This is a genomic window from Streptomyces goshikiensis (assembly GCF_014650555.1).
GTDB classification, from domain to species: Bacteria; Actinomycetota; Actinomycetes; order Streptomycetales; family Streptomycetaceae; genus Streptomyces; species Streptomyces goshikiensis.
Window position 1 is genome coordinate 1 of sequence record NZ_BMVE01000001.1, and the last position, 21,719, is coordinate 21,719.

Here is a 21,719-nt window from a genome sequence, read left to right on the forward strand (position 1 = left end):
TCCGGGCTTTCGTTCTTCGTTCTTGCGTTTCCGACTCTATCAGAGTCAGTCCCGCTTGCTTTCCAGGTGATTCGCTTTCGCGTTTTCCCTTTCCGGCGGTTCCAACCTTACCAGATCATTTCCGTGCCGTTTCCGACTTGGATTTGAATTCGGCGGCCGTTGGAGGGCCTTTCTCTTTCGGGTGGATCAGACTTTATCAGGTCTCCCTGAGTGCTGATTCCCACCCGCCCGCACGCCTGTCCGGGCACACGTGTGTGCCGAAGTGTCGTGCGAGGTGGAGACGTAAACGTACTGGAGCGGGGCCCCCGGACGCAAATCCGGTTGCCCCGCTCCAGTCAGGCCGCTACGGGGAGGCTCAGACCTCGACCACGACCGGGAGGATCATCGGACGGCGGCGGTAGCTGTCCGACACCCACTTGCCCATGGTCCGGCGGATGAGCTGCTGGATCTGGTGCGGCTCGGCGACGCCGTCGGCCGCTGCGCGGGCGATGGCTTCCTCGATCTTCGCGATGACCGGGCCGAAGGACGAGTCCTCGATGCCGGAACCGCGGGCCTGGATGTTCGGGCCGCTCACGACCTTGCCCGTGGTGCTGTCGACCACGACGTAGACCGAGATGATGCCCTCGTCACCGAGGATCCGGCGGTCCTTGAGCGAGGCTTCGGTGACGTCGCCGACCGAGAGGCCGTCCACGTACACATAGCCGGCCTGGACCTTGCCGGAGATGCGGGCCTTGCCGTCGATCAGGTCGACGACCACGCCGTCCTCGGCGATGACGATGCGGTCCTTCGGGACGCCCGTCAGGGCACCGAGCTCGGCGTTGGCGCGCAGGTGGCGCCATTCGCCGTGGACCGGCATCAGGTTCCGCGGCTTGCAGATGTTGTAGAAGTACAGCAGCTCGCCGGCGGAGGCGTGACCGGAAACGTGCACCTTGGCGTTGCCCTTGTGCACGACGTTGGCGCCCCAGCGGGTCAGGCCGTTGATCACGCGGTAGACCGCGTTCTCGTTGCCCGGGATCAGCGACGACGCCAGGATCACGGTGTCGCCGGGGACGATCCGGATCTGGTGGTCCCGGTTGGCCATGCGGGACAGGGCCGCCATCGGCTCGCCCTGGGAGCCCGTGCAGACCAGGACGACCTCGTGGGCCGGCAGGTCGTCGAGGGTCTTGACGTCCACGACGAGGCCGGCGGGGACCTTCAGGTAGCCCAGGTCGCGCGCGATGCCCATGTTGCGGACCATCGAGCGGCCGACGAAGGCGACCCTGCGGCCGTATTCGTGAGCGGCGTCGAGGATCTGCTGGATGCGGTGCACGTGGCTGGCGAAGCTGGCCACGATGATCCGGTTGTGGGCGTTCGCGAAGACCGTCCGCAGGACGTTGGAGATCTCGCGCTCGGGCGGGACGAAGCCCGGGACCTCGGCGTTCGTCGAGTCCGAGAGGAGGAGGTCGATGCCCTCTTCGCTCAGACGCGCGAAGGCGTGCAGGTCGGTGAGGCGCTTGTCCAGCGGCAGCTGGTCCATCTTGAAGTCGCCGGTGGCCACGACCAGGCCGGCGCCGGTGCGGATGGCCACGGCCAGGGCGTCCGGGATGGAGTGGTTGACGGCGATGAACTCGCAGTCGAAGGGGCCGAGGTTCTCGCGCTCGCCTTCCTTCACCTCAAGGGTGTAGGGGCGGATGCGGTGCTCCTGGAGCTTCGCCTCGATGAGGGCCAGCGTCAGCTTGGAGCCGATCAGCGGGATGTCCGGCTTCTCCCGGAGGAGGTAGGGGACGGCGCCGATGTGGTCCTCGTGGCCGTGCGTGAGGACGATGCCCTCGATGTCGTCGAGCCGGTCCCTGATGGACGTGAAGTCCGGGAGGATCAGGTCGATGCCCGGCTGCTCCTCCTCGGGGAAGAGGACGCCGCAGTCGACGATGAGCAGGCGACCGTCGAACTCGAAGACGGTCATGTTGCGGCCGATCTCACCGAGACCACCCAGGGGGGTGACGCGGAGGCCGCCCTTGGGCAGCTTCGGCGGGGGACCGAGTTCAGGATGCGGATGGCTCAAAAGTGTCTCCTCACCACGCACGCCACGTACCCCTTGAGGCACGTGGCGCGCATGTCATTCGTGCACTGACTGTTGTCTGTTTCGTACCGGCTTCGATGCTTCGCGATCGTGCTTATTCAGTTGTGAAGTCTGTTGTCAGAGCTGTACCCCGCCCGCGGCAAGATCGATCTTGAGCTGCGCCGCCTCTTCGGCGGTCAGCTCGACCAGCGGGAGCCGCAGCGGGCCCGCGGGCAGGCCCTGGAGGTTCAGGGCGCCCTTGGTGGTGATCACACCCTGGGTGCGGAACATGCCGGTGAAGACGGGGAGCAGCTTCTGGTGGATCTCGGTGGCCTTCTGGACGTCGCCGCCCAGGTGGGCTTCGAGCAGGGCGCGCAGCTCCGGGGTGACCACGTGGCCGACCACGGAGACGAAGCCGACCGCGCCGACCGACAGGAGCGGCAGGTTCAGCATGTCGTCGCCGGAGTACCAGGCCAGGCCGCTCTGGGCGATGGCCCAGCTGGCGCGGCCGAGGTCGCCCTTGGCGTCCTTGTTGGCCACGATACGGGGGTGCTCGGCCAGCCGGACCAGGGTTTCGGTGTTGATCGGGACACCGCTGCGGCCGGGGATGTCGTAGAGCATGACCGGCAGCTCGGTGGCGTCGGCGATCGCGGTGAAGTGCCGGTACAGGCCTTCCTGCGGCGGCTTGCTGTAGTACGGGGTCACCGCGAGCAGGCCGTGGGCGCCGGTGCGCTCGGCCTGGCGGGCGAGCTCAAGGGTGTGCCGGGTGTCGTTGGTGCCGATTCCGGCGACGACGTGGGCGCGGTCGCCGACCGCTTCGAGCACGGCTCGTACGAGGTCGTTTTTCTCCGCGTCGGTGGTGGTCGGCGACTCACCGGTGGTGCCGTTGACGATCAGGCCGTCGTTGCCTGCGTCCACCAGGTGGACGGCGAGCCGCTGCGCGCCGTCGAGGTCGAGTGCGCCATCCGCCGTGAACGGCGTGATCATGGCGGTGAGGACCCGCCCGAAGGGGGTCTGCGGAGTCGAGATCGGAGCCATGGGTAACACGCTACTCGCTGCCACGCTCGCGGTGTCCCCTCGGGGGACGTCAACAGGGTGTACCTCCCGGTGGCGGCGAGGTGGTGTTGGAGCCCGGCACTGCCTGCTCGGGGGTTCAAGCAGTGCCGGGTCCGTTTGATCAGCCTAGATGAACTTTACGAAACGCCGCAATACGGACACTTGGGACTTCGCTCAGCACATCAGTACGCCATGGGTGCATCAGCCCTTACGGGGCAACGCGCCCGTTGCCGTTGAAGGCGGCGTACGTGAGCGGCATGAGCTGCGCCCAGTGCTGCTCCATCTTCTCGCCGACCATCTCGATCTCCCGCTGCGGGAAGGACGGCACCGCCGCCAGCTCGTGCTGGGTGCGCAGACCCAGGAAGTGCATCAGGGAGCGCGCGTTGCAGGTCGCGTACATCGAGGAGAAAAGACCCACGGGCAGGACCGAACGGGCAACCTCCCGGGCCACGCCCGCCGCCAGCATCTCCTGGTAGGCCTCGTAGGCCTGCCGGTAGGAGTCCTCCATGACCCGGCCCGTCAGCTCCTGCTGCGCCTGGGTGCCCTCGACGAAGACGTACTTGCCCGGGCGGCCCTCCTGGACGAGCTTGCGCTCGGAGTCCGGGACGTAGAAGACCGGCTCCAGCTCCCTGTAGCGGCCCGATTCCTCGTTGTAGGACCAGCCCACGCGGTGCCGCATGAACTCGCGGAACACGAAGATCGGGGCGCTGATGAAGAAGGTCATCGAGTTGTGCTCGAAGGGGCTGCCGTGGCGGTCCCGCATCAGGTAGTTGATGAGGCCCTTGGAACGCTCCGGGTCCTTCTGGAGCTCCTCCAGGGACTGCTCGCCGGCCGTGGAGACCCGGGCGGCCCACAGCACGTCGGAGTCGGCGGCGGAGTGCTTCACCAGCTCCACCGTCACGTCACTGCGGAAGCTGGGTTTCAGGTCTGAAGCGGCGGTCTCGCTCACCGGGGGTCCTTCCGAACATGCGCGGGCTGGGCGCCGCCCACTCTACGGGGCCCCGTGGAGGCGTCCGCGCAGCCCCGGCCCGCACCGTCGTGACCCGGACAGCTGACGCGCCGCCACGAATTTTTGTCAATGCCCCGAAATGCGGCACCGATCGGGCCCGCCGATCGTCCTACCTCTTAGAACAACCAGCCCATCCCGCCGCCGCCCGCCGGCGGCCCGATCGTGAGGAGAGTCGCTCTCATGTTCAGCCGGCGCGAACCCGTTCCGTTCGCATTCGTCGCCGAGGCCGACCGGTTCCGCAGCAATGTCACTCCACCGCCGCGCGAGAGTCTGAGCTGGAGCCAGATGACCGCCCGTAGTCTGGTGGGCCTGACCGTGGTGGCCGGGCTCGTCGGCTCGCTGCTCCTCGGAATGCCCGCACTTCAGCCCAGCACCGCGCCGCAGAAGTCCGAGGCCTCCCAGGGGCGGTAGCCTCACGGCACAGCCCAACCGAACGTGCATGTGAGTGAGGTCCAGCCGTGCCCCTGCCCTTCTTGACGGCCGACGGCGTATTCGAAGCGCATGAAGACGATGCCCTCGCCCACGTCGACCACGACCGCTGGCGCCGGCCCTACCGGCCCGGCCCCTGGCGGGTAGCCGCCGCGGCCCTGCTGCTCCTGCTGGCCGCCTTCATGCTGCTGTCCACGATGATCATCGCGTTCGCGGGCACCTGGCCCGGGGCGCTCATCTGCCTCGCCGCCGCCCTCGCCGTGATCGGGTCCGCGCTGCGGATCCTGCTCGCCGGCGTCTGGGTCAGCCCTTCGGGGCTGCGCCGGGTGGCGTTCCTGCGGACCCACTCCCTCGCCTGGAACCAGATCGACGAGGTCCGTACGGTGCAGCAGCCGGTGCGCTGGCTCGGACTGCCGAGGACCGTACAGGGTCAGGCGCTGACGGTCGCCGGGCGCGACGGCGCGGAGCTGCCGGTGCTGCTCACCGACCACAACGCCGACTTCCTGTCCCGGACCGAGGCGTTCGACCGGGCCGCGCACGCGGTCGAGGCCTGGGCCGACGAGTACCGGGCCGTGGCCGCGTAACGACAGCACCGCACGGGAAAGCCCGTACAGGACCTGATCAGGCCTGTACGGGCTTTTCCGCGTGCAGGGCGATGGCCCGCTGCATGGCCTTGCGGGCGCGCGGGGTGTCGCGGGCGTCGTGGTAGGCGACGGCGAGGCGGAACCAGCTGCGCCAGTCCCCCGGCGCGTCCTCGGTCTCGGCCTTGCGGCGCGCGAAGACCTCGTCGGCGGAGTCCCGCAGGATCCGGCCGTACTGGTCCCGCTCCAGCTCGTCCACGGGGAGGCCGCCCTCGGACTCCAGCTCGGTCGCGAGCTGGTTGGCCCTGGTGACGAACTGCGTGTTCTTCCAGAGGAACCAGACGCCGATGACCGGCAGGACCAGGACGGCCAGCCCGAACGGGACGGAGATGGGGGTCCCGAGCCGGATCAGCATCAGGCCCCGGCCGCCGACCAGGACGAAGTAGACGGCCAGGACGGCGGCCGTGAGGAAGTACGTGATCTTCGCGCGCATGGGTACTACTGCCTGCTCATCAGCCGAGGTCGAGGAAGTGTTCCAGGCCGAAGGTGAGGCCCGGGGTCTGCGTCACGCGGCGCGCGCCGAGCAGGATGCCCGGCATGAAGCTGCTGTGGTGCAGGGAGTCGTGACGGATGGTGAGGGTCTCGCCCTCGCCGCCGAGCAGCACCTCCTGGTGGGCCAGCAGGCCGCGCAGCCGGATGGCGTGCACCGGGACGCCGTCGACGTCCGCTCCGCGGGCCCCGTCGAGGCCGGTGACGGTGGCGTCGGGCTGCGGGGCGCAGCCGGCCTCGGCGCGGGCGGCGGCGATGAGCTGCGCGGTGCGCGTCGCGGTGCCGGAGGGGGCGTCCGCCTTGTGGGGGTGGTGGAGCTCGACGACCTCGACGGACTCGAAGTAGCGGGCGGCCTGGGCGGCGAACTTCATGGTGAGGACGGCGCCGATGGAGAAGTTCGGGGCGATGAGCACACCGGTCTCCGGGGAGCCGGCCAGCCAGCCGCCGAGCTGGGCGAGGCGGTCCTCGGTCCAGCCGGTGGTGCCGACGACGGCGTGGATGCCGTGGCGGATGCAGAAGTCGAGGTTGCCCATGACGGAGGCGGGGGTGGTGAGCTCCACGGCGACCTGGGCGCCGGTCTCGGCCAGCGTCTCCAGTTTGTCGCCGCGGGAGAGGGCGGCGACCAGTTCCATGTCCTCGGCGGCCTCGACGGCCTTGACCGCCTCGGCGCCGATGCGTCCCTTGGCTCCGAGAACCGCGACCCGCAGCTTGCTGCTCATCTCGATCTTCCTTCGCTGGTCGTGGCGGCCAGGCCGCCGGTCGTACGTCGTGCGGGGCGGACGCCCGCCGGCGGCCCCGGGCGGGGCGGCCGGCGGGCGTCCGGACCTCAGACCACCGCTTCGTCGAGGCGGGCGGCCTGCTTCTCCTTCAGCGGGCCGATCACCGCGAGCGACGGGCGCTGGGCCAGGACGTCCTGGGCGACCGCGCGGACGTCGTCCGGGGTCACCGCGGCGATCCGGGCCAGCATGTCGTCGACGGACATCTGATCGCCCCAGCAGAGCTCGCTCTTGCCGATGCGGTTCATGATGGCACCGGTGTCTTCGAGGCCGAGGACGGTGGAGCCGGAGAGCTGGCCGACGGCCCGCCTGATCTCCTCGTCGGTGAGGCCGTCGGAGGCGACCTTGTCGAGCTCGTCGCGGCAGATCCGCAGCACGTCGTGGACCTGGCTGGGCCGGCAGCCCGCGTAGACGCCGAAGAGCCCGGTGTCGGCGAAGCCGGAGGTGTACGAGTACACGCTGTAGGCCAGGCCGCGCTTCTCCCGGACCTCCTGGAAGAGGCGGGAGGACATGCCGCCGCCGAGGGCGGTGTTCAGCACGCCCAGGGCCCAGCGGCGCTCGTCGGTGCGGGCCAGACCGGGCATGCCGAGGACCACGTGGGCCTGCTCGGTCTTGCGGTTGATCAGCTCGACGCGGCCGGAGGTGCGGATCCGCTTCGTGCCGCCGCGCGGGCCGATCGGCTCGGCGTCGGTGCGGGTCAGCGCGCCGGCCTTCTCGAAGGCGGCGCGGACCTGGCGGACGACCTTGTTGTGGTCGACGTTGCCGGCGGCGGCCACGACGAGGTGGGTCGGGTCGTAGTGCTTCTTGTAGAAGCGCCGGATCCGGTCGGCGGTGAGCGCGTTGATCGTCTCGACGGTGCCGAGGACGGGACGCCCCAGCGGGGTCTCGCCGAACATGGTCTGCGCGAACAGGTCGTGCACGCAGTCGCCCGGGTCGTCCTCGGTCATCGCGATCTCTTCGAGGATGACGCCGCGCTCGGCGTCGACGTCCTCCTCGCGGATCAGCGAGCCGGTGAGCATGTCGCAGACCACGTCGATGGCCAGCGGCAGGTCGGTGTCGAGCACCCGCGCGTAGTAGCAGGTGTACTCCTTCGCCGTGAAGGCGTTCATCTCGCCGCCGACCGCGTCGATCGCGGAGGAGATGTCGAGGGCACTGCGCTTCTCGGTGCCCTTGAAGAGGAGGTGCTCCAGGTAGTGCGTGGCGCCGTTCAGCGTGGGCGTCTCGTCGCGGGAACCGACGTGCGCCCAGATGCCGAACGTGGCGGAGCGGACGGAGGGCAGCGTCTCGGTGACGATGCGCAGTCCGCCGGGGAGGACCGTGCGGCGGACGGTGCCGACGCCGCCCTGCCCCTTGAGCAGGGTTTGGGTACGGGCGACGGCCCGCCCCTCCGAAGAGGGGCGGGCCGTCACACGGGAACTACGCGACGTCACTTGTCGGAGTCGTCCTTGTCGGCATCGGCGTCGGCGGCTTCGCCCTCGATCACGGGGATCAGGGAAAGCTTGCCGCGGGAGTCGATCTCGGCGATCTCGACCTGCACCTTGGTGCCGACCGCGACCACGTCCTCGACGTTCTCCACGCGCTTGCCACCGGCGAGCTTGCGGATCTGCGAGATGTGGAGCAGACCGTCCTTGCCGGGCATGAGGGAGACGAAGGCACCGAAGGTGGTGGTCTTGACGACCGTACCCAGGTAGCGCTCGCCGACCTCCGGCATGGTCGGGTTGGCGATCGCGTTGATCGTGGCGCGGGCGGCCTCGGCGGCCGGGCCGTCGGCGGCACCGATGTAGATGGTGCCGTCGTCCTCGATCGTGATCTCGGCGCCGGTGTCCTCCTGGATCTGGTTGATCATCTTGCCCTTGGGGCCGATGACCTCACCGATCTTGTCCACGGGGATCTTGACCGTGATGATCCGCGGGGCGAACGGGGACATGGCGTCCGGCGTGTCGATCGCTTCCATCATCACGTCGAGGATGTGGAGGCGGGCGTCGCGGGCCTGCTTGAGGGCGGCGGCCAGGACCGAGGCCGGGATGCCGTCGAGCTTGGTGTCCAGCTGGAGCGCGGTGACGAACTCCTTGGTGCCGGCGACCTTGAAGTCCATGTCGCCGAACGCGTCCTCCGCACCGAGGATGTCGGTGAGGGCGACGTAGTGGGTCTTGCCGTCGATCTCCTGGGAGATCAGGCCCATGGCGATGCCGGCGACGGGGGCCTTGAGGGGCACACCGGCGTTCAGCAGCGACATGGTGGAGGCGCAGACCGAGCCCATGGACGTCGAACCGTTGGAGCCGAGGGCCTCGGACACCTGACGGATCGCGTAGGGGAACTCCTCGCGGGTCGGGAGGACCGGCACGATCGCGCGCTCGGCGAGCGCGCCGTGGCCGATCTCGCGGCGCTTCGGCGAACCGACGCGGCCGGTCTCGCCGACGGAGTACGGCGGGAAGTTGTAGTTGTGCATGTAGCGCTTGCGGGTCACCGGGGAGAGGGTGTCCAGCTGCTGCTCCATGCGGAGCATGTTGAGGGTGGTGACGCCCAGGATCTGGGTCTCGCCACGCTCGAACAGCGCCGAGCCGTGCACGCGCGGGATGGCCTCGACCTCGGCGGCGAGGGTACGGATGTCCGTGATCCCGCGGCCGTCGATGCGGACCTTGTCCTTGATGACGCGCTCGCGCACCAGGGCCTTGGTCAGGCTGCGGTAGGCGGCGGAGATCTCCTTCTCGCGGCCCTCGAAGGCCGGGAGGAGCTTCTCGGCGGCGATCTCCTTGACGCGGTCCAGCTCGGCCTCGCGGTCCTGCTTGCCCGCGATGGTCAGCGCCTGGGAGAGGTCACCCTTGACGGCGGCCGCGAGGGCCTCGTACACGTCGTCCTGGTAGTCCAGGAAGACCGGGAACTCGCCCTCGGGCTTGGCGGCCTTGGCGGCCAGGTCGGCCTGGGCCTTGCAGAGGACCTTGATGAACGGCTTCGCGGCGTCCAGACCGGCGGCGACGATCTCCTCGGTCGGCGCCTCGGCGCCGCCCTTGACGAGGGCGATGGTCTTCTCGGTGGCCTCGGCCTCGACCATCATGATCGCGACGTCGCCGTCCTCCAGGACGCGACCCGCGACGACCATGTCGAAGACGGCGTCCTCGAGCTCGGTGTGCGTCGGGAACGCCACCCACTGGCCGCGGATCAGCGCGACGCGGACGCCGCCGATCGGGCCGGAGAAGGGCAGACCGGCCAGCTGGGTGGACGCGGAGGCGGCGTTGATCGCCACGACGTCGTACAGGTGGTCGGGGTTGAGGGCCATGATCGTCGCGACGACCTGGATCTCGTTGCGCAGGCCCTTCTTGAAGGACGGGCGCAGCGGGCGGTCGATCAGGCGGCAGGTGAGGATCGCGTCCTCGGAGGGCCGGCCCTCACGACGGAAGAAGGAGCCGGGGATCTTGCCGGCCGCGTACTGCCGCTCCTCGACGTCCACCGTGAGGGGGAAGAAGTCGAGCTGGTCCTTGGGCTTCTTCGACGCGGTGGTGGCGGACAGCACCATCGTGTCGTCGTCCAGGTAGGCAACGGCGGAGCCGGCGGCCTGGCGGGCCAGACGGCCCGTCTCGAAGCGGATGGTGCGGGTGCCGAAGGAACCGTTGTCAATGACGGCCTCGGCGTAGTGGGTCTCGTTCTCCACTAGCGTTTTCTCCATATTCGTCGTCTCCGTCCGCCACCCGTGTGGTGGAGGACGGTGTCGGAGAAGCGCTCCTGGCGTGCGGGCCGGTCTTCGATCGAAGCACCCGGTTCGTGGCCCGTGGGGCCTTCCGGATGCCACTACCGAGGACCGGCGGCGTAGGGAGGGCGCTCCTCCTCTTCGGTTGTGCGCTCTCCCAGACTACAAAGCGTCCGGTACGTCGCGCACGTACAGCAAAGGGAGCGGCCCCCTCAGAGTGGGGTCCGCTCCCTTCACAGCGTCTTTACTTGGCGCCGGCCGCACCGCGGCGGATGCCGAGGCGCTCGACCAGCGTACGGAAGCGCTGGATGTCCTTCTTGGCCAGGTACTGCAGCAGGCGGCGACGCTGGCCGACCAGGATCAGCAGACCACGACGGGAGTGGTGGTCGTGCTTGTGGGTCTTGAGGTGCTCGGTCAGGTCCGAGATGCGGCGGGACAGCATCGCGACCTGGACCTCGGGGGAGCCGGTGTCGCCCTCCTTGGCACCAAACTCTGCGATGAGCTGCTTCTTCGTTGCGGCGTCGAGCGGCACGCGTACTCCTCGTAATAGGTCTTCGTAGCCACCGAGTGCCCCAGGTCGAATTCTCTGGGGAGCTTCCGTAACTCGGGAGGCGGGGTCCGCTGGGCGCAGTCCACAGACCCTCTGTCGAGGAGTCCGGCGGACGCGTACACAAACGGCCGTCACACAGCGTACCAGGCTGCCGGGTCGCGGCTCTCTCAGCTGGTGAGGGAGCGGGCCCGGGAGTAGACGTCGAGCACGGCCAGGGCCAGCGGGACCAGGCTGAGCAGTACCGCGGCCTCGGTGAGGTCGAGGAGCCGTCCCCAGAAGGGTGACAGGCCCTTGCGGGGGATGACAAGCGCAATTCCGGCGAGCAGGGCCGCGCCGGCGGCGACGGCGGCGGAGAGCCAGATCGTACGGAGGTCCATGCCGCCGCGGTCGTGGTAGCGGACGAGGTCGAGGACCAGGTCGGCCGGCGGGTGCAGCGACAGGCCGAGGATCAGCAGCCCGACGGCGGCGAGGCCCGCGACCAGGGTGCACACCACCTGCGAGGTGTAGCGGAAGAGCCGGGCGCGCAGCAGCATCGCCAGGCCGGTGGCGAGGGCGAGGAGGCGGCCCCAGGTGTTGTCGGAGAAGCCGAGGACGGCGGCGGAGCCGACGGCGACCGCGGCGCAGCCGCCGACGAGACCGAGAAGCATCTCGTGGCCGCGGCGGGCCTGGGCGGCTATCTGCTCGGCGTCCAGGGGGGCGCCGGGGTCGCGCTGCTCGGAGCCGGCGGCCTCGCCGTACGGCTCGGTCTCGTACCGGTCCGGGGTCTCGTAGTCCTCTACGGAGCTCCGCGGGGCGGCGTACCCGATGGGCAGCCGGGCGAAGCGGGCGGAGAGGCCGGGGAGGAAGGCGACGAGCCCGATGGCGGCGGGTGCGCAGACGGCGGCGGTGGCGGTCGCGGAGGCGCCGGTGGCGATGGCCGTGAAGGTGGCGAGGGTGCCGGTGGCGCCGAGGAAGGTGGTGGCCACGAAGGGGGCGTCGCCGCTGGGGGTGAGCGCGACCAGGGTGACGGAGGCGACGAGGACGCAGACGCAGCCGAGCAGGAACTGCAGGCGGCCCGGTCCCTCCCCGGCGGCGGGGGCGACGATGCCGGCGCCGGCGATCAGCAGGTGCGGCAGCGCGCCGAGGCCGAGGGCGACGGCGGAGCCCCGGTCGCGGTAGACGCGGGCCCGCACTCCGGCGGCGGCGGTGAGCAGGACGCCGACGGCTCCGGCGATGACGCCGGGCAGGCCGTGCATGTCGTGCCGGACGGGGTCGGCGTACCAGAGGACGAAGCCGAGCAGGACGAGCAGAACGGCGGCGCCGGCCAGGCCCGCGCCGCGCAGCATGTCGTCGCTCCAGCGGTGCCGGTCGCGGACGACGGCGGAGGCGACGGCGTCGGAGACGTCGTCGAAGACGGCGGGGGGCAGGGACTCGGCGAAGGGGCGCAGGCTGAGCACCTCGCCGTCGAGGACCTGCTGGGCGGCGAGGCTGCGGGCGCCGTCGAGGACGGTGCCGGAGCGGCGGACCAGGTGGAAGCCGGTCGGGGCGCCGACGGGCTGGGTCTGGCCGGTGAGGCGCAGCAGCTCGGGGTAGACGTCGGCGACGGCTATGTCCTCGGGGAGGGCGACGTCGATCCGGCTGTCGGGTGCCACGACGGTGACCCTGCAGAAGCCCGTCGCCTCGGCCGTACTCACCTGTGTGACCCCCCTGGTTGGCGATGTCTCCGCCCGGCCTGACGAGGTGTCGGCGGCGTCGGATTCGCGGATGCGCATGCTGCGCGCGCCACCCTACCGGGAGTATGCGTGACTGTCGGCAAGTAGGATCACCGGCGCGGGAAGGAGACCCCCTCCCCGCCCGGGACTTGGGGGCGCCGGTTGCGACGTCCCGTCCGTTTTCGAGGGATTGATGCTCCGGTGAGCCAGATCGTCGTCAAACGCCCGCCGCGGGCCCTGCCGCCCGAAGTCCCTTCGGAGGAGCTGCGGCTGGAGGGGCCGCCGGAACTGCCGCGGGGGCAGCAGGAGGGCATGCTGATGCAGCTCCTGCCGATGCTCGGCATGGGTTCGTCGGTGGTGTTCTTCTTCATGCCGGGTGCGGCGCCCTTCATGCGCATCATGGGTGTGCTGATGCTGGCGTCCACGGTGGGAATGGTGATCGCGCAGCTGGTGCGCTTCCGGCGCGGTACGCAGGGGCAAATGGCCGATGTGCGCCGGGACTACCTCAAGTACCTCGCGCAGACGCGCCGTCAGGTACGGCGGACCGCGCGGGCGCAGCGTGACGCCCAGCTGTATCTGCACCCGGCCCCGGAGCAGTTGTGGTCGGTGGTGGCCGAGGGTTCGCGGCTGTGGGAGCGGCGCGTCGGCGACGGCGACTTCGGGCAGGCCCGGCTGGGGCTGGGCGCGCAGCGGCTGGCGACCGCGCTGGTGGCTCCGGACACGGCGCCGGTGGACGAGCTGGAGCCGCTGACGGCGGGCGCGATGCAGCGCTTCCTGAAGGTGCACTCCTCGCTGGACGGGCTGCCGATGGCGGTGTCGATCCGGGCGTTCTACCACGTGACGGTGTCCGGGGAGGCGGAGTCGGCGCGCGGGACGGCGCGGGCGCTGGTGGCGCAGCTGGCGACGCTGCACTCCCCCGAGGACCTGATGGTGGCCGTGGTGGCGGCGCCGGGTGCGGTGCCTTCGTGGGACTGGACGAAGTGGCTGCCGCACACGCAGCTGCCGGGTCAGGTCGACGGGGCGGGTACGAAGCGGCTGTTCGGCGACGACCTGGCTGAGCTGGAGGGGCTGCTGGGCTCCCGGCTGGAGGGCCGGCCGCGGTTCAGCCGCGAGGTGTCGCCGGTGCTGGACCAGCCGCACCTGGTGGTGGTGCTCGACGGCGGGATGGTGCCGCCGGACTCGGTGTTCGCGGCGGCCGAGGGGCTGCAGGGCGTGACCATGGTCGAGGTGGTCGCGGGCGAGCTCGACGAGCCGCGCGGCGGGCTGTCGGTCGTGGTGCGGCCGGGCCGGCTGCGGCTGGAGTCGGGCGGCGGCGTGGCGTACGAGGGGGTGCCGGACACCCTGTCGCTGCCGGCGGCGGAGGCGCTCGCGCGGCAGCTGGCGCCGCTGCGTACGGGCGGTGGGGACGACGACGAGCCGCTGCTGGCCAACCTGGACTTCACGGACCTGCTGAACCTGGGCGACGCGGCGCAGGTCGACGTGGCGCGGACCTGGCGGCCGCGGTCGGCCGGTGAGCGGCTGCGCGTGCCGATCGGGGTCGGCGAGGGCGGCGCCCCGGTGATGCTGGACCTCAAGGAGGCCGCGCAGGAGGGCATGGGCCCGCACGGTCTGTGCGTGGGCGCGACGGGTTCGGGCAAGTCGGAGCTGCTGCGCACGCTGGTGCTGGGTCTGGCGGTCACGCACACCTCGGAGACGCTGAACTTCGTCCTCGCGGACTTCAAGGGTGGTGCGACCTTCACCGGTATGGGGCAGATGCCGCACGTCGCGGCGGTCATCACCAACCTGGCGGACGACCTGACGCTCGTGGACCGCATGGGCGACTCGATCCGCGGTGAGCTCCAGCGCCGGCAGGAGCTGCTGCGGTCGGCGGGCAACTACGCGAACATCCACGACTACGAGAAGGCGCGCGCGGCGGGTGCCCCGCTGGAGCCGCTGGCCTCGCTGGTGCTGGTCATCGACGAGTTCTCGGAGCTGCTGACCGCGAAGCCGGACTTCATCGACATGTTCATCCAGATCGGCCGCATCGGCCGCTCGCTGGGCGTGCACCTGCTGCTGGCCTCGCAGCGCCTGGAGGAGGGCAAGCTGCGCGGGCTGGACACGTACCTGTCGTACCGGATCGGCCTGCGGACCTTCTCGGCGGCGGAGTCGAGGACCGCGATCGGCGTGCCGGACGCGTACCACCTGCCGTCGGTGCCGGGTTCGGGCTACCTGAAGTTCGGCACGGACGAGATGACGCGCTTCAAGGCGGCGTACGTGTCGGGTACCTACCGTTCGGGCGGGCCGGACCTGTCGGTCGGGCTGTTCCCGGTGGAGCGGCGGCCGGCGCTGTTCACGGCGGCTCCGGTGCCGGTGGCGTACGCGGCTCCGGACCCGGCGTACCTGGCCGCGCAGACGGAGCGGGAGGACGAGGCGCTGGCGGACACGGTGCTGGACGTGATCGTGGGCCGGCTGGAGGGGCAGGGGGTGCCCGCGCACCAGGTGTGGCTGCCGCCGCTGGACCGGGCGCCGTCGCTGGACCAGCTGCTGCCGGCGCTGGCGCCGAGCGAGGCGCGGGGCCTGCACGCGCAGGGGTACACGCGGCCCGGCGGGCTCGTCGTACCGCTCGGCCTGATCGACAAGCCGTTCGAGCAGCGGCGCGAGGTGCTGTACCGGGACTTCTCGGGTGCGGCGGGCCACATGATCGTGGTCGGCGGTCCGCAGTCGGGCAAGTCGACGCTGATGCGGACGCTGATCTCCTCGTTCGCGCTCACGCACACCCCGCGCGAGGTGCAGTTCTACGGGCTGGACTTCGGCGGTGGCAGCCTGTCGGCGGTGTCGGAGCTGCCGCACGTCGGCGGGATCGCCTCGCGCCTGGACCCGGAGCGGGTGCGCCGTACCGTCGCGGAGGTGGGGGGCATCCTCAACCGGCGCGAGGAGTTCTTCCGCGCCCACGGCATCGACTCCATCGGCACGTACCGGCGCCGGCGCGCGGCGGGCGACCTGCCGGGCGAGGCGTGGGGCGACGTGTTCCTGGTGGTGGACGGCTGGGGCACCTTCCGCAACGAGTACGACGGCCTGGAGCAGGTGGTCACCGACATCGCGTCCCGGGGTCTGGGCTACGGCATCCACGTGGTGATCACCGCGGCCCGGTACATGGAGGTGCGGGCCGCGCTCAAGGACCAGATGCTGAGCCGGCTGGAGCTGCGGCTCGGTGACGTCATGGACTCCGAGTTCGACCGGAAGGTCGCGGCGAACGTGCCGACGGGGATGCCGGGGCGCGGTCAGGTGCCGGAGAAGCTGCACTTCCTGGCCGCGCAGCCGCGGATCGACGGCGAGCACGACCCGGAGGACCTCTCGCAGGCGACGGCCGCATTCGTGTCGGCGGTCAAGCAGCACTGGTCGGGCGCCGCGGCTCCGGGCGTACGGCTGCTGCCGCGGCTGCTGCACGCGGACCAGCTGCCCAAGGGCGGGGAGCACCCCGGCGCCGGGCTGTCGATCGGCATCGACGAGACGGCGCTGGAGCCGGTGTTCATCGACTTCGACACCGATCCGTTCCTGCTCGTCTTCGGTGAGAGCGAGTCCGGCAAGACGAACCTGCTGCGGCTGATCGCGCAGCGGATCGCGGAGCGGTACACCCCGGACCAGGCGAAGCTCGTCGTGGGCGACTACCGGCGCGGTCTGCTGGGGGCGCTGCCGGAGGAGCACCTGCTGGAGTACGCGCCGATGGCGGGCTCCCTGCAGATGCACATGGAGGCGCTGGCCGGGGTGTTCGCGCGGCGGCAGCCGCCGACGGACGTCACCCCGCAGCAGCTGCGCGACCGCAGCTGGTGGACGGGCCCGGACGTGTTCATCGTCATCGACGACTACGACCTGGTGGCCACGAGCCAGGGCAATCCGCTGAACCCCCTGGTGGAGTTCCTGCCGTTCGCCCGGGACACCGGGGTCCGCTTCATCATCGCGCGCAACTCGGCGGGCGCCTCGCGCTCGATGTACGAGCCGTTCATCCAGCGGATCAAGGAGCTGGGCGCGCAGGGCCTGTTGCTGTCGGGCGATCCTTCCGAGGGCGAGCTGGTCGGCAACGTCCGGCCGCGGCCGATGCCGCCGGGCCGGGGCTACTTCGCCTCGCGCAGGCGCGGTACCCCGCTGGTGCAGCTGGGCCGGATGCCCGGCATGTGATCCGGCAGGTGTTCTCCACCCGCGGGCCCGGAACCTCTCCGGGCCCGCGGTCTTTCGGGCGCGGTCCCGGGGCCCGGTCTTCGGGTCCGGTCTCCCCGGGCGCGGTCCCGTCCTTCGAGAAAGGCGTGAACTTCGGTGATACGTGTACGTGGCCTCGGGCGCTCCGGGCGCCGGTGTGCGGCTCCGGTCGCGGCGGCGGCGGTCGCGGCCCTCCTGCTGAGCGGCTGCTCGGGCGGCGGGGACGCGCTCAGCCTCGGCTCGTTGCAGGAGAAGGCGGCGAAGATCGGCGGGGACGGGGCGGCCGACTGCCCTCTGGCGTACGACCTGGCCGGGGCGGCGAAGACCGCCGGGGTGTCCCTGGCGGCCGGGCCGGGCGACACGCAGGGCGAGGAGCCCGCCGTGACCGCCGAGGACGGGCGCGAGGCTCCCGAGGGGTCTGCGTGGGCGGCCAACCCGGGAGCGCTGGTGACCTGCACGTTCCACCTCGGGCAGGAGGACGTGGAGCTGCACACGGTGGCGACCGAGAAGGTGCAGGCGCTGTCCGTCCTCGCCCCGGTGGCCCAGCGGGCGGCCGGCATCGGCATAGACGACCTGCGCACGTTCCTGAAGGACGCGGCCGCGGCGAAGAAGGGCGTCCCGGTCGTGGCCAAGAGCGGGAACGTGGCGGCAGCGCGGCTCGGGCTCGACGGCTCGGGGGACGCGTCCCTGCTGCTGACCGTCGGGGACTCGGGCAAGAGCGGGCTGGGCGCCGAGCAGGTCGGGGCGCTGGCGAAGGCGCTCGCCGGCCAGCTCGGCTAGGCCCCGGTCGGCCCGGCCGGGGGAAACCCTCCCCCGGCGGGCCCGCAGCACCGATAATCGGCAGCGAAGACCTCAGCAGCACCGGCACCACCGAGGGAACCGAGGGAAAGGCCGCACATGGGCACCCAGCAGGAGAAGGACGAGCTGTACGCGCTCGACATCAGCGGCGTGGAGTGGGAAGGGCCGCCCGGGACCAGCCCGAGCGAGGAACGGGTCGAGATCGCGAAGCTGCCCGGCGGCGCCGTGGCCATGCGGTCCTCCCTGGACCCCGACACCGTGCTGCGTTACACGGCCGCCGAGTGGGAGGCGTTCGTGCTCGGTGCCAGGGACGGCGAGTTCGACCTGACGTAGCAGGCAGGCAGGCCGGTCGGTCGGTCGGTCGGTCGGCCTGCTGAACGCCGAAGGGGCGCGCCCGGGTTCGGGCGCGCCCCTTCGGTGCGTTCGGGCTCGGTGCTCCGGGCTCAGTAGGCCTCGGTGAACAGCTGCGAGGCCTTGATGTCGGTGGCGCGGTAGCTGCCCTTGCCGTGCTCGATCAGCTTGGCGGTTTCCTCGAGCTTGTCACGCATGTGCTCGGCGCGGCCCTTGTAGTCCTTCTGGACGCCCACGTACTTCGCGTGCGCCTCACCGTCCCAGGTGTCGGTGACGACGGTGAGCGCGGCGTCCATCTCCGCGAGGTCATCGACGATGTTCTTGGAAATCGCGCGGATCCGGTCCGCCATCTGCTGGACGGTTTCGTACCGTACCCGGGTGTGGCCGTCGGAACCAGACATGTTCTTCTCCTTGGGGCGTGGGGTGACGAGTGTTCGGATCCGGGGTCAGACGCCGTTGAGGCCGGAGGTGTTGGCCGGGGGCGCGCCGGCCTGCCCGGTGTCGGAGCCGAGCTTCCGGAAGGCCTGGAGGACCTCGTCGTCCTGGGCGTTGCTGAGGTTCTTGGTCTGCGCCACGGCGTTGTGCAGGACGCCGAGCAGCGTACGGATCCGGTCGTGGTCGCTGTTGATCATGATCTGCGCGCTCTTGAACGCGTCGGCGCCGACACCGGTCCAGCCGGCGCTCACCGTCTCGATGATGTCGGCCAGTTCGCGGGCCTGCTTGCTGACCGCCTCGGCCGTATCGGAAATCCTGGTCTTGGCCTTGACGATGGGATCGTCTGCGAGACCGAAACCGCTGTTGATGCTCACCCGAAGCTCCTCACTTCTCAATTCGCCGGCGAGACCGGCGGACTGGGTGGCGGAGCGGACGTTCCGGGGCGCGGCAGCGAGCCGCGCGCCTCTGGAATCCCCCTCCGCTTCACGCCAATCCCCCGATCACAGTCGTGAAGCCTGGCGCCACTCTAGCCACTCCAACCGCCTTGCCCAACACCGGTTGGCCGGTTCTGTGGATGAACCGTGACCGTTCACTGCAAACGGTGTCCGCGGCGGCGGGCGTCCCGGATCACGGTCGCCGTACCGGCGATGACCGCGATCAGGACGGCTCCGATCCCGAGAGCGTACGTACCGAGCCGTTCCTCGCGTTCCTGCGGGGTCTCGGTGAGGTGCATCGCCGCCGGCTGCGGGGCGGCCGCCGGGGGCGGCCCGGGGTCCGGGACGGGCTTCCTCGGGGGTTCCCGGTCCTGGGTGACCGCGCGCACCGGGTCGACGACGCCCCAACCGACGTAGTCGTCACGGCCCTTGACGGACCGCTCGGCGGTGCCCTGGATCTGCCAGACGATCTGCTCCGGCGTCCAGTCCGGGTGCTGGGCGCGCAGCAGGGCGGCGACCCCGGCGACGTACGGCGCGGAGAAGCTGGTGCCGTTGTCGACGCACTGACCGAAACCCGGGACGGTGGAGACCATGTCGACGCCGGGGGCCGCGACCGCGATGAAGTCGCCGGGCTGGGAGAACGGGGCCCGCTCGTTGTTGCGGTCCGAGGCGGCGACGGCCAGCACGCCGGGGAAGGCCGCCGGGAAGGTCCTGCGCTTCTCGCCGCTCAGGCCGTCGTTGCCCGCCGAGGCGACGACGACGACCTTGGCGTCGACGGCCCGCTTGACGGCCTTGGCGAGCTCGGAGTCCTCGCTCAGCGGTACGTCGGTGTCCTGGGAGATGTTGATGACCTGGGCGCCCTTGGACACCGCGTGGTCGATCGCCTCGCCCAGGGTCTTGGCGTTGCCCTGGCCCTGCCCGTCGTTCTGCCGGATCGGGATGATCGTGGCCTCGGGGGCCAGGCCGACGAATCCGGTGCCGTCCTGGGGGCGGGCGGCGATCAGTCCGGCCACCTTGGTGCCGTGCCCGACGGTGTCGTTCGTGCCGTCGCCGCCCTTGGGGTCGACGTAGTCCTTGCCGGCGCCGGTGTCGACGGCGCCGGACAGCTGCGGGTTGGCCCGGTCCACTCCGGTGTCGATGACGGCGACCCGGACGCTGGCGCCCTTGGCGTCCTTGCCCTTGGACTCGGCCCAGAGCGCGTCGAGCAGGAGCCGCTGGAGGGCCCAGGGACGGTCGGCGATCTGCTTCTTCATGGGGTACGTGCACTCGCCGGCGCCCGCGAGCCGCAGGGCCGGGGTGGCGGCCGTGCTCGCGGCGGCGGCCGCGACGGGCCCGGACAGGGCGAGGAGGGCGAGGGCCAGGGAGAGCGCGGGGAGCGCGCGGCGCGCGGGTGTGGACATGGCCGGCTCCCTCATGAACCCTGCGGCTGGCGCGACGAGTTGGTGTCCAGGCGGGGCCCCTTGGAGAGGAACTCCGACCAGGCGATGGGCACCATGGCCGGGACGACCCCGCCGTAGCCGAGCCGGATCTGCGCCTGGCTGGCCTCGGGCCGGCCGTCGGAGCCGGCGCCCTGCTGCTGGTCGGGCGCGCCGATCTTCGACTTCTCGGCGTCGCTGTCGCCGTTGGCCTGGACGGCGTACCGCAGCCCGGTGTCGGTGACGAGGAACAGGGCGCCGCCCGCGCTTGTCTGCTTGCCCTGGATCTGGGTGTAGAGCAGGCCGGAGCCGGGGGTGACGTACGCGCTCGTGCCGCTGGCGGCGATGTCCACGGGGAATCCGGTGCCGGCCCAGGTGCTCAGGGTCTGGTTGCCCTGACCGTCGACGGAGCGCAGCACGTTGCAGACGGTGTCGCGGTCGCCGGAGCCCGAGCCGGAGCCGCCCGCGCCCGGGGTGGTGCCCGCGGCCGCCGGGGCCCGGTTGATCTGGGCGGACTTCTTCAGCGGCCACTTGGCGTCGGCCTTGAAGGCGGTGGCCTCCGGGTTGAGGGACTGCAGGTCCACCTCGTGCGGCTTGCCGTTCATGTTGAGCACGTCGGTCGCGGGCGAGGAGATCAGCAGCCAGGCCACGAAGTCGGAGACCGGCGCGACCCGGCCGGGCAGCACCACGTAGTGCTGGGTGCCGGAGCCCGTCTGGGCCAGCAGCACCATGCCGACCTTGTTGTCGGCGGAGCCCAGCCCCTGCACCCCGGCGTCCGGTCCGGCGGTGGCCGGCAGCCGCGGGAACTCCAGCGGGTCCCCCGAGTTGAGGGTCGCCAGCCACTCCTCGGTGACCTGCTGCGGGACCGCCCCGGAACCGACGAGGGCGTTGGTGATCTTCCCGGCGTCGGGGGTGCCCTCGGGGAACTTGTACTTCGTCCCCGTCGTGTCGACGAGGTAGCGCTCCTTGGACCCGCCGGAGCTCTGGACGTACAGCACCTGGCCGTCGGTGACCTTGCGGGCGTCGTCCATCAGGCCCGCCTCGCGGTCGGCGAGGACGAAGGCGGCGGTCTGCACGCCCTGCCCGTTGCCGCCGGGCTGCTGGCAGACGGCCCAGCGCTTGGCCTTGGCCGCGTCCGCCGTGGCGGGGAGCCGGTCCGGGGCGTACGGGATGCCGATGATGGGGCCGCGCGGCGGCTTGCCCGCGTCCAGCACCTTGTCCTCGACCTGGATGACCTTGAACTTCTGCGGGTCCAGCAGGAGCCGGGCCGAGGCCAGGTTGAGCACGGGGTGCAGCCGCGTCTGGCTCTTGCCGTTGACCTTGGTGGTGAGGACGACGTAGCGGGTCGTCGACTGCTTGCCGACGATGACGGCGGTGCCGGGGGCGTCCCAGCCCTTGGGCGCCTGCGGTTTGAACATGCCCCAGGCGCCGAACCCGGCGAGCACGACCATGGCGACGATCGCCCCGGGCAGGACGGCGCGCAGCGGCCGGGGGGCGCCCTCCTCGGTTCCCGTGGCGGAGGGCTGGAGGAACGCCGCCACGGTACGCCGCTTCGCAAAGGTGTACGCGTTGAGCTCATCGCGTCGTGATGCCATGACCGCCTGCTTCTCCCCCGCACGGCCCGGTCGGTGAGTACGGTCCCCGGGCCTCGATTGTCGGACCGGGGACCTACTATGCCTCTTGACGGAGCGTGGACAGGGGCCGGGTAGGGTGCGGTTGCCTCTCGGCACCTCCGGCACCGGGGAAATC

At 71.0% G+C, this 21,719-nt stretch carries 18 protein-coding genes; 5 read left to right on the plus strand and 13 right to left on the minus strand.

Features of this window, described 5'->3' with window-relative positions:
- Positions 1 to 355: 355 nt before the first annotated feature.
- From IE248_RS00005 to thyX, 3 genes are all read right to left on the minus strand, one after another.
- On the minus strand, positions 356 to 2,041 hold the full coding sequence (locus IE248_RS00005) for a ribonuclease J (protein ID WP_008737738.1): 1,686 nt from the start codon (positions 2,039 to 2,041) through the stop codon (positions 356 to 358).
- Between the two features lie 135 nt (positions 2,042 to 2,176).
- The gene (dapA, locus tag IE248_RS00010; protein WP_190029719.1) at positions 2,177 to 3,076 is read right to left on the minus strand and encodes a 4-hydroxy-tetrahydrodipicolinate synthase; all 900 of its coding nucleotides are present in this window, start codon (positions 3,074 to 3,076) and stop codon (positions 2,177 to 2,179) included.
- 226 nt (positions 3,077 to 3,302) lie between these two features.
- Positions 3,303 to 4,043 (minus strand): FAD-dependent thymidylate synthase, encoded by a 741-nt coding sequence (gene thyX / locus IE248_RS00015; RefSeq protein ID WP_073776381.1) that lies wholly within the window; start codon positions 4,041 to 4,043, stop codon positions 3,303 to 3,305.
- 240 nt (positions 4,044 to 4,283) lie between these two features.
- Between thyX and IE248_RS00020 the strand changes: the two genes are divergently transcribed.
- Complete coding sequence (locus IE248_RS00020; RefSeq protein WP_190029720.1) at positions 4,284 to 4,514, plus strand: hypothetical protein; 231 nt, start codon at positions 4,284 to 4,286, stop codon at positions 4,512 to 4,514.
- 47 nt (positions 4,515 to 4,561) lie between these two features.
- Complete coding sequence (locus tag IE248_RS00025) at positions 4,562 to 5,116, plus strand: SCO5741 family PH domain-containing membrane protein (protein WP_073776383.1); 555 nt, start codon at positions 4,562 to 4,564, stop codon at positions 5,114 to 5,116.
- Between the two features lie 37 nt (positions 5,117 to 5,153).
- On the opposite strand, the gene IE248_RS00030 is transcribed toward IE248_RS00025, so the two are convergent.
- The 6 genes from IE248_RS00030 to eccD form a co-directional block, all read right to left on the minus strand.
- Positions 5,154 to 5,606 carry a hypothetical protein gene (locus IE248_RS00030; protein WP_073798437.1) on the minus strand — a complete coding sequence of 151 codons (453 nt, stop codon included), beginning with the start codon at positions 5,604 to 5,606 and terminating at the stop codon, positions 5,154 to 5,156.
- Positions 5,607 to 5,625: 19 nt separating this feature from the next.
- Entirely contained in the window at positions 5,626 to 6,381 is a 756-nt protein-coding gene (gene dapB / locus IE248_RS00035; RefSeq protein WP_073776388.1) for a 4-hydroxy-tetrahydrodipicolinate reductase, read from the minus strand.
- 107 nt (positions 6,382 to 6,488) lie between these two features.
- Positions 6,489 to 7,868 carry a M16 family metallopeptidase gene (locus tag IE248_RS00040; protein WP_190029721.1) on the minus strand — a complete coding sequence of 460 codons (1,380 nt, stop codon included), beginning with the start codon at positions 7,866 to 7,868 and terminating at the stop codon, positions 6,489 to 6,491.
- Entirely contained in the window at positions 7,865 to 10,087 is a 2,223-nt protein-coding gene (locus IE248_RS00045) for a polyribonucleotide nucleotidyltransferase (RefSeq protein WP_037791090.1), read from the minus strand. The genes IE248_RS00040 and IE248_RS00045 overlap by 4 nt, the downstream gene beginning before the upstream one ends.
- Positions 10,088 to 10,367: 280 nt before the next feature.
- Positions 10,368 to 10,655 (minus strand): 30S ribosomal protein S15, encoded by a 288-nt coding sequence (gene rpsO / locus IE248_RS00050; protein ID WP_008737721.1) that lies wholly within the window; start codon positions 10,653 to 10,655, stop codon positions 10,368 to 10,370.
- A 185-nt stretch (positions 10,656 to 10,840) separates the two neighbouring features.
- The gene (eccD, locus tag IE248_RS00055; protein ID WP_008737719.1) at positions 10,841 to 12,346 is read right to left on the minus strand and encodes a type VII secretion integral membrane protein EccD; all 1,506 of its coding nucleotides are present in this window, start codon (positions 12,344 to 12,346) and stop codon (positions 10,841 to 10,843) included.
- A gap of 219 nt (positions 12,347 to 12,565) precedes the next feature.
- Here eccD and eccCa point away from each other — a divergent pair, with 219 nt between their 5' ends.
- The 3 genes from eccCa to IE248_RS00070 all read left to right on the plus strand — a co-directional run bounded on the left by eccCa (position 12,566) and on the right by IE248_RS00070 (position 17,668).
- On the plus strand, positions 12,566 to 16,519 hold the full coding sequence (eccCa, locus tag IE248_RS00060; protein WP_190029722.1) for a type VII secretion protein EccCa: 3,954 nt from the start codon (positions 12,566 to 12,568) through the stop codon (positions 16,517 to 16,519).
- A gap of 135 nt (positions 16,520 to 16,654) precedes the next feature.
- Complete coding sequence (locus IE248_RS00065; protein ID WP_190029723.1) at positions 16,655 to 17,317, plus strand: hypothetical protein; 663 nt, start codon at positions 16,655 to 16,657, stop codon at positions 17,315 to 17,317.
- Between the two features lie 117 nt (positions 17,318 to 17,434).
- Positions 17,435 to 17,668: a DUF397 domain-containing protein gene (locus IE248_RS00070; protein ID WP_008737714.1), complete on the plus strand. Its 234-nt coding sequence runs from the start codon at positions 17,435 to 17,437 to the stop codon at positions 17,666 to 17,668.
- A gap of 110 nt (positions 17,669 to 17,778) precedes the next feature.
- Here IE248_RS00070 and IE248_RS00075 read toward each other — a convergent pair whose 3' ends face one another.
- The 4 genes from IE248_RS00075 to eccB form a co-directional block, all read right to left on the minus strand.
- Positions 17,779 to 18,087 carry a WXG100 family type VII secretion target gene (locus tag IE248_RS00075; RefSeq protein ID WP_073798434.1) on the minus strand — a complete coding sequence of 103 codons (309 nt, stop codon included), beginning with the start codon at positions 18,085 to 18,087 and terminating at the stop codon, positions 17,779 to 17,781.
- 45 nt (positions 18,088 to 18,132) lie between these two features.
- On the minus strand, positions 18,133 to 18,495 hold the full coding sequence (locus IE248_RS00080; protein WP_229895067.1) for a WXG100 family type VII secretion target: 363 nt from the start codon (positions 18,493 to 18,495) through the stop codon (positions 18,133 to 18,135).
- A gap of 215 nt (positions 18,496 to 18,710) precedes the next feature.
- Entirely contained in the window at positions 18,711 to 19,955 is a 1,245-nt protein-coding gene (gene mycP / locus IE248_RS00085) for a type VII secretion-associated serine protease mycosin (RefSeq protein WP_073798432.1), read from the minus strand.
- Between the two features lie 11 nt (positions 19,956 to 19,966).
- Positions 19,967 to 21,565, minus strand: a complete 1,599-nt coding sequence (eccB, locus tag IE248_RS00090; RefSeq protein ID WP_190029724.1) for a type VII secretion protein EccB — start codon at positions 21,563 to 21,565, stop codon at positions 19,967 to 19,969.
- Between the last annotated feature and the right edge of the window lie 154 nt (positions 21,566 to 21,719).